12 protein-coding genes are annotated in these 14,587 nt (G+C 70.3%); 5 read left to right on the top strand and 7 right to left on the bottom strand.

Annotated elements, in window-relative coordinates; all coding sequences use genetic code 11:
- Nucleotides 1-47: 47 nt before the first annotated feature.
- From ABD346_RS28810 to ABD346_RS28790, 5 genes are all read right to left on the bottom strand, one after another.
- Nucleotides 48-245, bottom strand: a complete 198-nt coding sequence (locus ABD346_RS28810) for a hypothetical protein (RefSeq protein WP_189968408.1) — start codon at nucleotides 243-245, stop codon at nucleotides 48-50.
- Nucleotides 246-422: 177 nt separating this feature from the next.
- The gene (locus ABD346_RS28805; RefSeq protein WP_344378866.1) at nucleotides 423-1,583 is read right to left on the bottom strand and encodes an acyl-CoA dehydrogenase family protein; all 1,161 of its coding nucleotides are present in this window, start codon (nucleotides 1,581-1,583) and stop codon (nucleotides 423-425) included.
- A 2-nt stretch (nucleotides 1,584-1,585) separates the two neighbouring features.
- Nucleotides 1,586-2,521, bottom strand: a complete 936-nt coding sequence (locus tag ABD346_RS28800; protein ID WP_344378865.1) for a hydroxymethylglutaryl-CoA lyase — start codon at nucleotides 2,519-2,521, stop codon at nucleotides 1,586-1,588.
- Nucleotides 2,518-4,494 (bottom strand): ATP-binding protein, encoded by a 1,977-nt coding sequence (locus tag ABD346_RS28795; RefSeq protein ID WP_344378863.1) that lies wholly within the window; start codon nucleotides 4,492-4,494, stop codon nucleotides 2,518-2,520. Before ABD346_RS28795 ends, ABD346_RS28800 begins: the two co-directional genes overlap by 4 nt.
- A gap of 41 nt (nucleotides 4,495-4,535) precedes the next feature.
- A complete protein-coding gene (locus ABD346_RS28790; RefSeq protein ID WP_344378862.1) occupies nucleotides 4,536-6,143 on the bottom strand; it encodes a carboxyl transferase domain-containing protein in 1,608 nt (535 codons plus the stop codon).
- A gap of 110 nt (nucleotides 6,144-6,253) precedes the next feature.
- On the opposite strand from ABD346_RS28790, the gene ABD346_RS28785 reads away from it, so the two are divergent.
- The gene (locus ABD346_RS28785; RefSeq protein ID WP_344378860.1) at nucleotides 6,254-6,850 is read left to right on the top strand and encodes an SACE_7040 family transcriptional regulator; all 597 of its coding nucleotides are present in this window, start codon (nucleotides 6,254-6,256) and stop codon (nucleotides 6,848-6,850) included.
- 83 nt (nucleotides 6,851-6,933) lie between these two features.
- Complete coding sequence (locus ABD346_RS28780) at nucleotides 6,934-7,704, top strand: phosphatase (RefSeq protein ID WP_344378859.1); 771 nt, start codon at nucleotides 6,934-6,936, stop codon at nucleotides 7,702-7,704.
- 43 nt (nucleotides 7,705-7,747) lie between these two features.
- Here the strand turns inward: ABD346_RS28780 and tesB are convergent, their stop codons facing one another.
- Nucleotides 7,748-8,620 carry an acyl-CoA thioesterase II gene (gene tesB, locus ABD346_RS28775; RefSeq protein WP_344378857.1) on the bottom strand — a complete coding sequence of 291 codons (873 nt, stop codon included), beginning with the start codon at nucleotides 8,618-8,620 and terminating at the stop codon, nucleotides 7,748-7,750.
- 34 nt (nucleotides 8,621-8,654) lie between these two features.
- Nucleotides 8,655-9,812 (bottom strand): acyl-CoA dehydrogenase family protein, encoded by a 1,158-nt coding sequence (locus ABD346_RS28770; RefSeq protein ID WP_344378855.1) that lies wholly within the window; start codon nucleotides 9,810-9,812, stop codon nucleotides 8,655-8,657.
- A gap of 170 nt (nucleotides 9,813-9,982) precedes the next feature.
- Between ABD346_RS28770 and ABD346_RS28765 the strand changes: the two genes are divergently transcribed.
- The 3 genes from ABD346_RS28765 to ABD346_RS28755 all read left to right on the top strand — a co-directional run bounded on the left by ABD346_RS28765 (nucleotide 9,983) and on the right by ABD346_RS28755 (nucleotide 14,577).
- Nucleotides 9,983-11,215 (top strand): AAA family ATPase, encoded by a 1,233-nt coding sequence (locus ABD346_RS28765; RefSeq protein ID WP_344378853.1) that lies wholly within the window; start codon nucleotides 9,983-9,985, stop codon nucleotides 11,213-11,215.
- A complete protein-coding gene (locus tag ABD346_RS28760; RefSeq protein ID WP_344378851.1) occupies nucleotides 11,215-11,886 on the top strand; it encodes an RloB family protein in 672 nt (223 codons plus the stop codon). The genes ABD346_RS28765 and ABD346_RS28760 overlap by 1 nt, the downstream gene beginning before the upstream one ends.
- 93 nt (nucleotides 11,887-11,979) lie before the next feature.
- Nucleotides 11,980-14,577, top strand: coding sequence for a type I restriction-modification system subunit M (locus ABD346_RS28755; RefSeq protein ID WP_344378849.1), 2,598 nt, complete (start codon nucleotides 11,980-11,982; stop codon nucleotides 14,575-14,577).
- Nucleotides 14,578-14,587 lie beyond the last annotated feature (10 nt).

Raw genomic sequence — 14,587 nt, 5'->3', positions numbered from 1 at the left:
GCCGGGAGGGCCCGGCCCTGTCGATCGATTTGGCTACGCCATCGGTACTACCGCCCGAGCAGCGAGGCCTGCCGGGCCAGCGGCGCGTACGTGAACCGCACCTTGTGCGAGGGGCTCGGCTCGTACGTCCGCAGACATGCCACGCAGTGCCAGTGCCACCGGTCGGCGGCGCCCGGCGCCGTCGCCGAGGTGTCCTTCCACAGCGGGGGACGGCTCGCGCAGCTCGGGCAGTTCGGGGGGTTCACCCTGACAGGGTGCGGCCCCGGGCACCCGAGGGCGGTGACGACGCGAGCGTCACCACTCCTTCGGGGGACCCGGGGCGCAGGGGCCAGGTCGTCCGGGGACCCGGGCCGCGCGGGTCAGGTCCTTCGGGATCCGCGGCCGCAAGGGTCAGGGCCTTCGGGGGCCCCGGGTCGCAAAGGTCAGGAAGGCAGCCCCAGTTCACGGGCGATCAGCATCCGCTGCACCTCGCTCGTGCCCTCGCCGATCTCCAGGATCTTGGAGTCGCGCCACATGCGGGCCACCGGGTATTCGTTCATGAAGCCGTACCCGCCGAAGATCTGCGTGCCCTCGCGGGCGTTGTCGACCGCCACCGTCGAGGAGTACAGCTTCGCGAGCGCCGCCTCCTTCTTGAACGGCTCGCCGTGCACCAGACGGGACGCGGCGTCGCGCCAGCCGACCCGCGCCATGTGGGCCCGCAGCTCCATGTCGGCGATCTTGAACTGGATCGCCTGGTTGTCGCCGATCGGCCGGCCGAAGGCGTGCCGCTCCTTCGCGTACTTCACCGATTCGTCGACACAGCCCTGGGCCAGGCCCGTCGCCAGCGCCGAGATCGCGATGCGGCCCTCGTCCAGGATGCGCAGGAACTGGGCGTATCCGCGGCCCTCCTCGCCGAGCAGGTTCGCCGCCGGGACGCGTACGTCGGAGAAGGCCAGCTCACGGGTGTCCGAGGCGTTCCAGCCGACCTTCGAGTACGGGGCCGCGACCGTGAAGCCCGGGGTGCCGGACGGGACGATGATCGAGGAGATCAGCGGGCGGCCGTCCTCCTTGCGGCCGGTGACCGCGGTGACGGTGACCAGGCCCGTGATGTCCGTGCCGGAGTTGGTGATGAAGCACTTCGAGCCGTTGATGACCCACTCGTCGCCGTCGCGCACCGCGGTGGTGCGGGTGCCGCCCGCGTCCGAGCCGCAGTCCGGCTCGGTCAGGCCGAACGCGCCGAGCATCTCGCCGGAGCAGAGCTTCGGCAGCCACTCCCGCTTCTGCTCCTCCGTACCGAACCGGAAGACCGGCATCGCTCCCAGCGAGACGCCCGCCTCCAGGGTGATGGCCACCGACGAGTCGACGCGGGCCAGCTCCTCCAGGGCGATGCCCAGCGCCAGGTAGTCGCCGCCCATACCCCCGTACTCCTCGGGGAAGGGAAGGCCGAACAGGCCCATGCGGCCCATCTCGCGGATGATCTCGTACGGGAACTCGTGGCGCTCGTAGAAGTCGCCGATCTTCGGGGCGACGACATCGTGGGCGAACTCCTCGACGGTACGGCGGAGTTCCTCGTGCTCGGGGGTGAGACGGTGGTCGAGGGGCATGGCTACGACTCCTGGTGGGAGAGGGCACGTACGGTGCGGGAGGGGCTGGGGCGGCCCAGCTGTCCGGCCATCCACACGCTGGTGGCGGTGAGCAGGCCGAGGTCGACCCCGGTGTCGATACCGAGGCCCTGGAGCATCCACACGAGGTCTTCGGTGGCGAGGTTTCCGGTCGCGGACTTGGCGTACGGGCAGCCGCCGAGGCCGCCGGCCGAGGCGTCCACGGTGCTCACGCCGTGCTGGAGGGCGGCGAGCGTGTTGGACAGGGCCTGGCCGTAGGTGTCGTGGAAGTGCACCCCGATGGCGCTGGTGGGCACGCCCTCCTCGTTCAGCTCGGCGAGCAGGGTCTGCACGTGCGCGGGCGTGGCCACGCCGATGGTGTCGCCCAGGCTCAGCTCGTCGCAACCCATGTCGATGAGGGCCTTGGCGACGCGGACCACCTGGTGCACGGGCACCGCGCCTTCCCACGGGTCGCCGAAGCACATCGACAGGTAGCCCCGCACATGAGCCCGGTCGGCCTTGGCGCGGGCGACGACCGGCTCGAACATGGCGAGCGACTCGTCGACGGTGCGGTTCAGGTTGGCCTTGGCGAAGGACTCGGTGGCGCTGGCGAACACCGCGATCCGGTGCGCGCCGAGCGCGAGCGCCCGGTCCAGACCCCGCTCGTTCGGCACGAGGACGGGGAGGGCTACGCCCTTCAGGTCGCCGAGCATGGGGAACAGCTGCTCCGCGTCGGCGAGTTGGGGAACCCACTTGGGGTGCACGAAGCTCGTCGCCTCGATGGTCCTGAGGCCCGCCGTGGCCAGGCGGTGGACGAACTCCGCCTTCACCTCGGTCGGCACGACCGACTTCTCGTTCTGCAGCCCGTCGCGTGCCCCGACCTCGTGGATGCGGACGTGGGCCGGGAGGTCCTGCGCCGGAACGACCATGGGGAGCGTCATGAAGTCTCCTCGTCCTGCGCGGCAGGCGTGACGACGGCCAGGACCTGGTCCATGGCCACGGTCGAGCCGGGGGTGACGTCGAGTTCGGTGACCGTGCCCGCGTGCGGGGCGGAGATGACGTGCTCCATCTTCATCGCCTCGACCACCAGCAGGCTCTGCCCGGCGGCGACTTCGTCGCCGACCGCCACCTTGACGACGGTGACCGTGCCCGGCATGGGCGCGGCAAGCGTGTCGGCGCCGCCGTGCGCCTTGCCGGTCAGGGCGGCCTCCACGGGGTCGTGGTCGGTGACGTGCCAGCTGTCGCCGTCCCGGCCGAGCCAGGCGCCGGCCCGGTGGAAGGTGTGGGTGACGCCGTCGAGCTCGACGGTGACCCGGTCGGGCTCGACCCGGCCGGACCCGGAGGCGCGTACCGGCTCGTTGCCCGGCACCCTCAACCAGTGGGCGAGCGGCGCGGGTTCGCCGCCCATCCGCCACCCGCTCGGCAGGGAGAACGGGTCGGTCCAGCCGTCGGCCGGGGCGGGCCGCAGCGCGTCGAGCCGCACGGCCGCGGCCGCCGTGTACACCTCGTCCGGCACGCCGTCCGGGACGAGCGAATCCGCCTCGCGCTCGACCAGACCCGTGTCCAGCTCGCCCGCCACCACGGCAGGATGGGCCAGGAGGCGGCGCAGGAACCCGGCGTTGGTGGGCACGCCGAGCGTCACCGTGTCGGCGAGCGCCGCGCGCAGCTTGCGCAGGGCGGTCGCGCGGTCGGGCCCGTACGCGATCACCTTGGACAGCATCGGGTCGTACAGGCTGCCGACCTCGGTGCCCTCGCTCAGCCCCGAGTCGGTACGCACCCCGTCGCCCTGCGGCTCGCGCAGGCTCAGGACCGTACCGCCGGAGGGCAGGAAGCCGCGCGCGGGGTCTTCGGCGCAGATGCGGGCCTCGATGGCGTGGCCGGTGAGGGCGATGTCCTTCTGCTCGTACGGGAGTTGCTCGCCCGAGGCCACCCTGAGCTGCCACTCCACCAGGTCGATGCCGCCCCCGGCGGCAGCCGGACCGACGGATACGACCAGCTCGGTGACCGGGTGCTCGACCTGGAGGCGGGTGTTCATCTCCATGAAGTAGTACGAGGCGGGGTCGTTGCCCGGCACGATGAACTCGACCGTGCCCGCGCCCGAGTAGCCGCACGAGCGGGCCGCCTGGACGGCCGCCTCGCCCATGGAGGCGCGGGTCGCCTCGTCGAGCAGGACGCTGGGCGCCTCCTCGATGATCTTCTGGTGGCGGCGCTGGAGCGAGCACTCGCGCTCGCCGAGGTGGATCACATGGCCGTGGCCGTCGGCCAGGACCTGGATCTCGATGTGGCGCGGCCGGTCGATCCACCGCTCGACGAGCAGCGTGTCGTCGCCGAAGGAGGCGCGGGCCTCGCGGCGGGCGGCTGCGATCTCGTCGCCGATCAGCGCCTCGTCGCGGACCAGGCGCATGCCCTTGCCGCCGCCGCCCGCGCTCGGCTTGAGGAGCACGGGCATGCCGATCTCCCGTGCGGCATCGGCGAGTTGGCCGTCCGTCAGGCCGCTGCCGGAGGAGCCCGGCACGACCGGGACCCCGGCCGCCTGGACGGTCTCCTTGGCGCGGATCTTGTCGCCCATCAGGGAGATCGCCTCGGCGGGCGGGCCGATGAAGACCAGGCCGGCCTCGGCGCAGGCGTGGGCGAAGGCCGCGTTCTCGGCGAGGAAGCCGTAGCCCGGGTGGACGGCCTGGGCGCCGGTGCGCAGCGCCGCCCCGATGATCAGCTCGGGGCGCAGATAGCTCTCGGACGCCGCGGCGGGGCCGATGCGTACCGCCGTGTCCGCCTCCCGGACGTGGCGGGCGTCCGCGTCGGCGTCGCTGAAGACGGCGACCGAGCGGATGCCCAGCCGGCGCAGCGTGCGGATGACGCGGACCGCGATCTCGCCCCGGTTGGCGACGAGCACGGTCGTGAACAGGGGAGCCATGGGAGCCCTCACCGTAGAAGACATGGAAGACATGGGCGTCGTCACATCCGGAAGACGCCGAAGGCGGGGTCGGCCAGCGGGGCGTTGGCGCAGGCGGTCAGGGCCAGACCCAGGACCTGGCGGGTGTCGACCGGGTCGATCACTCCGTCGTCCCAGAGCCGGGCCGTCGCGTAATAGGCGTTGCCCTGGGTCTCGTACTGCTCGCGGATGGGAGCCTTGAAGGCCTCCTCGTCCTCCGCGCTCCAGTCGTCGCCCAACTGGTCGCGCTTGACGGTCGCGAGGACGGACGCGGCCTGCTCGCCGCCCATCACCGAGATCTTGGCGTTGGGCCACATCCACAGGAAGCGGGGGCTGTAGGCCCGGCCGCACATCGAGTAGTTGCCCGCGCCGTACGAGCCACCGACGACGACGGTCAGCTTCGGCACGCGCGTGCAGGCGACCGCCGTCACCATCTTCGCGCCGTGCTTGGCGATGCCGCCCGCCTCGTAGGCGCGGCCGACCATGAAGCCCGAGATGTTCTGGAGGAACACCAGCGGGATGCCGCGCTGGTCGCACAGCTCGATGAAGTGGGCGCCCTTCTGGGCGGATTCGGAGAACAGGATGCCGTTGTTGGCGACGATGCCGACCGGGTGGCCGTGGATCCGCGCGAACCCGGTGACCAGCGTCTGGCCGAACTCCGACTTGAACTCCTGGAAGCGCGAGCCGTCGACGACCCGGGCGATCACTTCCCGTACGTCGTAGGGCGTGCGCGAGTCGACCGGCACCGCGCCGTACAGACCGAACGGGTCGGCCTTCGGCTCCTCGGCCGGCTCGACCGACCAGGGCAGCGGGCCGCGGCCGGGGAGGGTGGCCACGATGTTGCGGACGATCCGCAGCGCGTGCGCGTCGTCCTCCGCCAGATGGTCGGTGACGCCCGAGACGCGCGAGTGGACCTCGCCGCCGCCCAGCTCCTCGGCCGTGACGACCTCGCCGGTGGCCGCCTTCACCAGCGGGGGGCCGCCCAGGAAGATCGTGCCCTGGTTGCGGACGATCACGGCCTCGTCGCTCATCGCCGGGACGTACGCGCCGCCCGCCGTGCACGAGCCGAGGACCGCGGCGATCTGCGGGATGCCCGCGCCGGACATCCGGGCCTGGTTGTAGAAGATCCGCCCGAAGTGCTCGCGGTCGGGGAAGACCTCGTCCTGCATCGGCAGGAACGCGCCGCCCGAGTCGACCAGGTAGAGACAGGGGAGGCGGTTTTCGAGCGCCACCTCCTGGGCGCGCAGGTGCTTCTTCACCGTCATCGGGTAGTACGTGCCGCCCTTGACCGTGGCGTCATTGGCGACGATCACGCACTCGCGGCCGCTGACCCGGCCGATCCCGGCGATCACCCCGGCGGCCGGCGCCTGCCCGCCGTACATGCCGTCGGCGGCCAGCGGGGCCAGCTCCAGGAAGGGCGAGCCGGGGTCGAGGAGGGTGTCCACGCGGTCCCTCGGCAGCAGCTTGCCGCGCGCGACATGCCGCTCGCGGGACCGCTCACCCCCGCCGAGCCGGGCCGCGGCGAGCTTCGCCCGCAGTTCCTCGCCGAGCGCGCGGTGCGCCGCCTCGTTGGCCCGCCAGGCCTCGGAGGCGGGATCCGCCGCACTCCCCAGGACCGGTGCCTGCTGCATCGTGTCGAGCCCCCTTGCCCGTACGCGGCGACGTCAACGGATGTTAATGACCGTTAACTCGTTTCCCTCAGGTTAACGAGCGCTAACCGCGTTGTCTAGAATGAATTCCCATGAGCACCCGTACCGACGCCCCTACCCGCCGCGAGCAGATCCTGCGCGAGGCCGCGCGCCTCTTCGCCGAGCGCGGTTTCCACGGCGTCGGCGTCGACGAGATAGGGGCCGCGGTCGGCATCAGCGGCCCCGGCCTGTACCGGCACTTCGCGGGCAAGGACGCGATGCTGGCCGAGCTGCTCGTCGGCATCAGCGGGCGGCTGTACGACGGCGGGCGCAAGCGGGTCACCGAGGCCGCGGGCGACCCCGAGCGCCTCCTCGGCGCGCTCATCGACGGGCACATCGACTTCGCGCTCGACGACCGGGCGCTGATCACCCTGCACGACCGCGAACTCGACCGGCTCCGCGACAGCGACCGCAAACTGGTGCGCCAGCTCCAGCGCCAGTACGTCGAGCTGTGGGTCGGCGTCGTACGCGAGCTGTACCCGCCGGTGCCGGAGGCGGAGGTGCGAGGGGCGGTGCACGCGGTGTTCGGCCTGCTCAACTCGACGCCGCACCTGGGGACCTACGGCACCGGTCTGCCCGGCCGCGCGGCCACCGAGGCGCTCCTCCGTCGCCTGGCCCACGGGGCCTTCGCCTCCCTGGACGCGCACTGAGCCTCTTCCGCCGCGCCGCGAAGCCCCGTCCGGTGCGCGGAACGGCCCGGCCGGGGGCGGCGCCGGCGGGGCAGAATGGCCGCATGCCGATACCCAGCCGTGCCGCCCTCGTCGACCACCTAGTCCGCACCCGTATCGCCGGTGACGTCGCCACGCCCCGCGACAACAACCTCTCCCACTACCGCAAGCTCGCCAACGGCGACCGCCACTACTGGCTGGGCCTGGAGCTGGGGGACCGCTGGAGCGACGAGCAGGACGTCCTTGCCGTCATGGCCGAGCGCTGCGGCGTCGTCGACGACCCGGAGCACCGCACCGGCCAGGACACCATCGACCCCGAGCTCACGGTGGACGGCCTGGACCGGATGGCGGCGCGGCTGCGGAAGGCGGCGGCGGGGCGGGAGCGGGTGCTGTTCGCCACCGGGCACCCTGGCGCGCTCATCGACGTGCACAGCCGGACCGCGGCGGGGCTGCGGGCGGCGGGATGCGAGATCGTACGGATCCCTGGCGGGCTCACGGCCGACGAGGGGTACGTCGTCCAGTTCGCGGACGTGGCCGTCTTCGAGCGGGGCGCGTCCTTGTGGCACACCCACTCGCCGGAGCCGATGCGCGCGATCCTGTCGGCCCTGGACACACCGCCGGACCTTGTGGTCGCCGACCACGGGTGGGCGGGGTGTGCGGCGCAGCACGGGGTGGATGCGATGGGGTACGCGGACTGCAATGACCCCGCGCTGTTCCTGGCGGAGGCGGAGGGGACGCTCCAGGTGGCTGTGCCCCTGGACGACCACGTCCTGGACCCGCGCTTCTACGAGCCGATGACGGCGTACCTGCTGGACGCGGCGGGTCTGGAGGCCTGACCCCGGCGCCCGGGGGCTCGGCCGCAGCGTGGCCGGGACGCGGTCACCGCGGGACCCGCACCACGCCCTCCTGGATCACCGTGATCGCCAGGCGGCCGTCCTGCGTGTAGATGCGAGCCTGGCCGAGGCCGCGCCCGCCGGACGCCGACGGGGACTCCTGGTCGTACAGGAGCCATTCGTCGGCGCGGAACGGGCGGTGGAACCACATCGCGTGGTCCAGCGAGGCGCCCACCACGTCGCCGACCGCCCAGCCGCCGCGCCCGTGGGCGAGCAGGACCGAGTCGAGCAGGGTCATGTCGGAGACGTAGGTGGCCAGGCAGACGTGCAGCAGAGGGTCGTCGGCCAGCTTGCCGTTCGTGCGGAACCACACCTGCGAGCGCGGCTCGCGCGGGGTGCCGACGGTGCCCCACGGAGGCGCGTCCACGTACCGCAGATCCACGGCCGCGCGGGCCTCGATGAGCCGGTCCACCACACCCGGCTCGTGGAAGGCGTCCGCGTAGCGCGGCAGCATCTCGGCGGCCGTCGGCAGCGACTCGGGGTCCGGCGCCGGGGGCATGCCGGCCTGGTGCTCCATGCCCTCCTCGTACGTCTGGAACGACGCGGAGAGGTGGAAGATCGGCTGGCCGTGCTGGATGGCGACGACGCGGCGGGTCGTGAAGGAGGCCCCGTCGCGGATGCGGTCGACCGTGTAGACGATCGGCGCGCCCGGGTCCCCCATGCGCAGGAAGTACGCGTGGAGGGAGTGGGCCATCCGGTCGGCGGGCACGGTGCGGCCCGCGGCGACCAGCGCCTGGGCCGCGACCTGGCCGCCGAAGACGCGCGGCACGAGCGCCGAGCGCGACTGGCCGCGGAAGATGTCCTCCTCGATCCGCTCCAGGTCGAGCAGATCGAGGAGGCTCTCAAGTGCCTTGTGCATGAGGGTAGTTGTACAGGTCGGCTTGCGGCCGGCCCTACAGGCCCATGTCCTTGGCGATGATCGACTTCATGATCTCGCTGGTGCCGCCGTAGATCCGGTTCACACGGTTGTCGGCGTACAGACGGGCGATCGGGTACTCGTTCATGAAGCCGTAGCCGCCGTGCAGCTGGAGGCAGCGGTCGATGACGCGGTGCGCGACCTCGGTGCAGAACAGCTTCGCGGACGCGGCCTCGGCCGGGGTCAGCTCGCCCGCGTCCAGGGCTTCGAGCGCGCGGTCGGCGACCGCCTCGGCGGCGTCCACCTCCGCCTGGCAGGCGGCCAGCTCGAACTTGGTGTTCTGGAAGGACGCGACCGGCTTGCCGAAGACGGTGCGGTCCTGCACGTACTCCTTGGCGAACCGGACGGCCGCCTTGGCCTGCGCGTACGCGCCGAACGCGATGCCCCAGCGCTCGGAGGCGAGGTTGTGGCCGAGGTAGTAGAAGCCCTTGTTCTCCTCGCCGAGCAGGTCCTCGACGGGCACCTTCACGTCGACGAAGGCGAGCTCGGCGGTGTCGGAGGTCTTCAGGCCGAGCTTGTCGAGCTTGCGGCCGATCGAGTAGCCCTCGGACTTGGTGTCCACCGCGAAGAGCGAGATGCCGTGGCGGCGGTCCTCGGCGGAGGGGGCGTCGGTGCGGGCGCAGACGATCACGCGGTCGGCGTGCACGCCACCGGTGATGAACGTCTTGGAGCCGTTGAGGACGTAGTGCGAGCCGTCCTCGGAGAGCTTGGCGGTGGTCTTCATGCCCGCGAGGTCGGAGCCGGTGCCCGGCTCGGTCATCGCGAGAGCCCACATCTCCTCGCCGGAGACGAACTTCGGCAGGAAGCGCTTCTTCTGCTCGTCGGTGGCGAGCATCTTGATGTACGGAAGGCCGAGCAGCACGTGCACGCCGGAGCCGCCGAACTGGACGCCCGCGCGGGCCGTCTCCTCGTACATCACGGCCTCGAACTTGTACGAGTCGATGCCGGCGCCGCCGAACTCCTCGTCCACGCGGATGCCGAAGACGCCGAGCTCGGCGAGCTTGTAGTAGAACTCGCGCGGCACGATGCCCTGCGCGAACCACTCGTCGTAGACCGGGACGACCTCGGCCTCGATGAAGGCACGCAGGGTCTCCCGGAACGCCTCGTGGTCTTCGTTGAATACCGTACGGCGCACGGACGCCCTCCTCGGCTCGCAAATTTGGCTAAGCGCTTGCTCAGGTTGAAATACGAAGTTACCCGGCAGTCACTCTCGATGTCCAGAGTGAGACTGCACACGCTCAGGTGCCACCCGGGGCGAGCCGATGTCAGTACGGCCCATTACTCTGGCCGCGAGAAGGGGGCAGCATGCTGCTGAGGTTCCGCACCGCGAACGTACGGTCCCTGCGTGATGAGCAGGAACTGTCCTTTGTCGTGCCCGGGAGCGGGGCGGCGAGGCCACTGGAGCTGGCAGGGAGCCGTCCCCTCGGGGTCCTGCCCCTGATCGGCATCTTCGGAGCCAATGCCTCCGGCAAGTCGAATGTGCTCGCCGCCATGGTCGACATGCGCGCTGCCGTTCTCAACTCCTATGCGCGGTGGGCGTCATACGAGGGTACGCAGCGGCAGGCCTTCGCACTCGGCGCCAAGGAAGGGCAGGAGCCGAGTTTCTTCGAGGCGGACATCGTCCTTGACGGAGTGCGCTGGACGTACGGTTTTGAACTCGGTCCGGACCGAGTCGAGGCCGAATGGCTGCACAGCTACCCCCGGGGCCACCGCCAGGTCTGGCTCGACCGGGACGCCTCTCGGACCGAGGTTTACGAGTGGCCGGGGGCCCGGGTCAAGGACCGGGCCCAACTGGCGCGCCGCACTCGGCCCAATGCCCTGCTTCTCTCCACGGCCGGTACGGACAACCATCCGCAGCTCTCCCCGCTCTTCCACTGGTTCCGCCGCAACTTCTGGCTGATCAATCCAGAGGACGAGCGGGCCCAGCGCGAGACGTTCACGACCCGCGAGCTTGCCGGCAGCCGTGCCCGCCGGATCAATGAGCTACTGCGCGTGGCCGATTTGGGAATCATCGGCGCGGACGTCGAGCAGGACGGGAAGGGTTCGTCGACGGTGAGACTGACCCACCGGACGGCTACCGGCGAGGTCGCCCTCGACTGGCAGCACGAGTCGTACGGAACGCGATCTTGGTTCGCGCTGCTGGGCCCGCTGCTGCTGGCACTCGACGAGGGTGTAGCACTTCTCGTTGATGAGCTGGACGCGAGTCTGCACCCGAGGTTCGCTGCCGAGGTCGTCCGGCTCTTCCAGGACCCGGACGCCAACCCGCGGGGCGCGCAGCTGATCTTCACTTCGCATGACCCGTCGGTCATCACCACCCCGAGCGGCGAGCGGCTGCTCGACCCGGCACAGGTGTGGCTCACGGAGAAGGACAAAGACGGGGCCACGGAGTTGTATCCGCTGAGCGCGGTGTCTCCGGGCGAGGAAGAGGATCTGACGGCGTCCTATCTGGCAGGTGCTTTCGGCGGGGTTCCCGCCCTCATGGAGGGGCAGATCGCCCGGAAGCTGCTGGCGGTACGGGGCGGGGCGGAGCGGAGCTGATGGCGAGTAAGCGGGGGAACGATTCGCTGGAGCAGGCCGCGTACAAAAAGCTCCGCAGGAGGGTCGTGCACGTCTTCTCGGAGGGGAAGGTCACCGAACCGTCCTACATCGAGATCATCAGGGCCCAGGGAGTTCCGAAGGACGCGGCCACCACTCCCGACGTACGCATCGCCAATGACCGTGCCCCTGGATCCCAGCGCAAGCCCATCAAGCTGGTCGAGGCGGCCGTCACCCTGATGCGCGAGGAGACGCGCAAGGCCAAGAAGGCCAAAGTGGCGGCGAAGCTCATGCCGGAGGTCTGGTGCCTGTTCGACCGGGACGAGCACGAGTCCATCGAGGCCGCGCTCAAGATGGCCAAGGAGGGGAACGTGAAGGTCGCGTTCTCGCACCCCTGCTTCGAGCTGTGGCGCCTGCTGCACCACAAGCCGGTGGCGAGCTCGTTCGGCGGGGTCTGTGACGAAGCGGTGAAGCTGCTTCCCTTCGCGACGGACACACAGAACATCAAGGTCGTACAGCCCGGCGAGATCGAGCGAGGCAGTTACGCCGTGGCGAAGAAGCGCGCCCTGGAGATAAACGCAGCCTATGGCGACCACGTGTCGAAGATCCATCGCGACCCGTACACGGATGTCTTCAAGTTCGTCGAAGACGGACTGGGAATCGCTTCCTACTGAGGAGCGTGCGACTGGTTGCTCCGGCCGTTTCCGTTACGACGCCTCGCCCCCTTAGGGTTCCTACGTCAATCCGGGGTCTTAGGGAGTCGCACGGTGGCCAAGCTCACGCTCGCGCAGTTGGAGCGGCATCTTTTCGCCGCCGCGGACATTCTCCGCGGCACGATGGATGCGTCCGAGTACAAGGACTACATCTTCGGCCTGCTTTTCCTGAAGCGGGCCAACGACGAGTTCGAAGCCGCACGTGACCAGATCAGGGAGCACGCGGCGAGCGAGCTGGGCCTCAGCGGGGTATCGCTGGACGGCTACCTGGAGCAGGCCTCCGAGTACAGCAACCGCGATGTGCTGTTCGTCCCCAAGATCGCGCGCTGGAAGTCGATCTCCTCGGCCACGCACAATATCAACGAGGAGCGCCTGCGCCCGGCCCTCCAGGCCCTGGAAGGCCAGAACGACAAGCTCAAGGGCCTCTTCGACCACCTCGACTTCAACCGTATCGGCGGCTCCGGCACGGCGGCGGGCGCGGCCAAGCTCGCCGACCAGCGCCTGAAGCTCCTCATCGCCCACTTCGGCCGCATGAGGCTGCGTACCGACGACTTCGAGTTCCCCGACCTGATCGGTGCCGCTTACGAGTACCTGATCAAGGAGTTCGCGGACTCGGCGGGCCGCAAGGGCGGCGAGTTCTACACCCCGCGTGCCGTGGTCCGCATGATGGTCGAGCTCCTCGACCCCCGGCAGGGGGCGCGCATCTACGACCCGTGCGTCGGCTCGGGCGGCATGCTCATCCACGCGAAGGAGTACGTGGAGGAGCACGGCGGGGACACCTCGGACATGTTCCTCGCCGGCCAGGACGCCAACAGCGGCTCCTGGATCATGTCGACGATGAACATGGTGCTGCACGGTGTACGCCGCTTCGACCTGCACACCGGCGACACCCTCGCCGAGCCGGCGCACGTGCCGAAGACCGATCAGGACCGTTTCGACGGGGTGCTCAGCAACCCGCCGTTCTCCATGGACTACGTGCTGGCCGACCTCGCGCACGGCGCCGAGCGGACGAAGTACGGGGCGACCAGCGAACGCGGCAAGGCCGACCTGATGTTCCTCCAGCACATGCTCTGGGAGACCAAGCGCGAGGGGCGCGGCGGCATGGTCATCACGGTCATGCCGCACGGTGTGCTTTTCCGCGGCGGCGGCGAGCAGGAGATCCGCACGAAGCTGCTGGACGAGGACGCGATCGAGGCCGTAATCGGCCTGGCCCCCAACCTTTTCTACGGCACCGGCATCCCCGCCTGCATCCTGATGCTGCGCCCGCCGGGCAAGAAGGACCCGGCGCGGGCGGGCAAGGTGCTGTTCATCAATGCCGACCGCGAGTATCACTCGGAGCGGGCGCAGAACGTCCTGCTGCCCGAGCATGCCGAGAAGATCGTGACGACGTACCGCGAGTACACCGAAGTGCCGGGCCTCTCGCGGGTGGTGAGCCGTGAGGAGCTGCGCGACAACGAGGACAACCTCAACATCCGCCGGTACGTGGACAACACACCGCCGCCGGAGCCGCAGGACGTGCGGGCCCATCTGGTGGGTGGCGTCCCGCGCACGGAGATCGAGGCCAAGAAGGAGCTGCTCGACTCGTACGGGCTGCGGCTCGTCGACCTCTTCGTCGAGCGGAACCCGGCGGATCCCGAGTACGTCGACTTCCTGCCGGAAGGGCAGCGCCCGGACGCGGCCCGGCTCGCCGAACTGGCCCGCCCGCGCGAGGAGGCACTGAGGGGCGCCTTCGGTGCATGGTGGGCCGGTGAAGTCCGGCACTTGGAGGCAGTGGCCGCTACCCCCGAGCGCCTCGCCGACCTGACGCCATCAGAGCGCAAGGCCGCACTGATGGCGGTGCGGGGGTCACTGATCGAGTCGTTCGTGGAGCGGCTCGGCAAGGTCGGTCTCCTCGACCGGTACGCGCTCGCGGGCGCGGTGGCCGGCTGGTGGTACGAGGCCAAGTACGACCTGCTCGCGCTCTCGGAGAATGGCTTCGCGGGGGTCCTGGACGGCTGGGTCGAGAACGTCGAGACGATGCTCGCGCCCGAACAGGACCCGAAGACGCGGAAGTTGCGCAAGCGGACGGCTGCTGAGCGCCGTCAGGCGTACGACCACAAGGTGGTCGCCGCCATTGCCCCCGACTTCCTGGAGGAACTCGCGGCGGCGGATGCCCGCAAGGCGGACCTTGACGCGCGCTGGAAGGAACTCAACGCGGAGCCGTCGGAAGACGGCGAGGAAGAGGGGCAGGACTCCGATGTGCCTTCGCGCGAGGAAGTCGCCCTGAGCGTCGAGCAGTTGGCCGAGCTGGCGACGGTGAAGAAGGAGCGCGCGAAGGTGGGCGCGCTCATCAAGCGCCTTGAGGCCGATTTCTGGTTCGAGCGTGCGCCGGGGGATCAGCCCCAGCTGGGCGAGGAGTCGACACCCCGCCTGTTCCGGGCGCGGGCCGCCCTGGACGCGGCGGGGGAGCGGCGGGTCGTGCTGGACCTGTTGCGGGATGACCTTGCCGGGAACCTGGACGGTCATGCGGTGCGCAGGAGGCGGGAGTTGGCCGAGGCGTACGGGGTGTGGGACGGCAAGTACGCCGTCTCGTTGCGGGAGATCCGGGCTGAGCGGGAGCGGGCTGCGGCTGAGCTGGATGGGTTTTTGGAGGGGCTTGGCTATGGGGACTGATTCCGAGGTC

It is taken from the genome of Streptomyces mauvecolor (assembly GCF_039532965.1).
GTDB lineage: Bacteria > Actinomycetota > Actinomycetes > Streptomycetales > Streptomycetaceae > Streptomyces > Streptomyces violascens.
Note: the sequence above shows the minus strand (reverse complement) of the source record. Positions and strands in the feature narration are given on the sequence as shown.

What these genes read in the sequence shown, in the direction of transcription:
- ABD346_RS28790 (WP_344378862.1), bottom strand. Translation starts at nt 6,143, where the DNA reads ATGCAGCAGGCACCGGTCCTGGGGAGTGCGGCGGATCCCGCCTCCGAG.
- ABD346_RS28785 (WP_344378860.1), top strand. Translation starts at nt 6,254, where the DNA reads ATGAGCACCCGTACCGACGCCCCTACCCGCCGCGAGCAGATCCTGCGC.
- ABD346_RS28800 (WP_344378865.1), bottom strand. Translation starts at nt 2,521, where the DNA reads ATGACGCTCCCCATGGTCGTTCCGGCGCAGGACCTCCCGGCCCACGTC.
- ABD346_RS28795 (WP_344378863.1), bottom strand. Translation starts at nt 4,494, where the DNA reads ATGGCTCCCCTGTTCACGACCGTGCTCGTCGCCAACCGGGGCGAGATC.
- ABD346_RS28805 (WP_344378866.1), bottom strand. Translation starts at nt 1,583, where the DNA reads ATGCCCCTCGACCACCGTCTCACCCCCGAGCACGAGGAACTCCGCCGT.
- ABD346_RS28760 (WP_344378851.1), top strand. Translation starts at nt 11,215, where the DNA reads ATGGCGAGTAAGCGGGGGAACGATTCGCTGGAGCAGGCCGCGTACAAA.
- ABD346_RS28780 (WP_344378859.1), top strand. Translation starts at nt 6,934, where the DNA reads ATGCCGATACCCAGCCGTGCCGCCCTCGTCGACCACCTAGTCCGCACC.
- tesB (WP_344378857.1), bottom strand. Translation starts at nt 8,620, where the DNA reads ATGCACAAGGCACTTGAGAGCCTCCTCGATCTGCTCGACCTGGAGCGG.
- ABD346_RS28765 (WP_344378853.1), top strand. Translation starts at nt 9,983, where the DNA reads ATGCTGCTGAGGTTCCGCACCGCGAACGTACGGTCCCTGCGTGATGAG.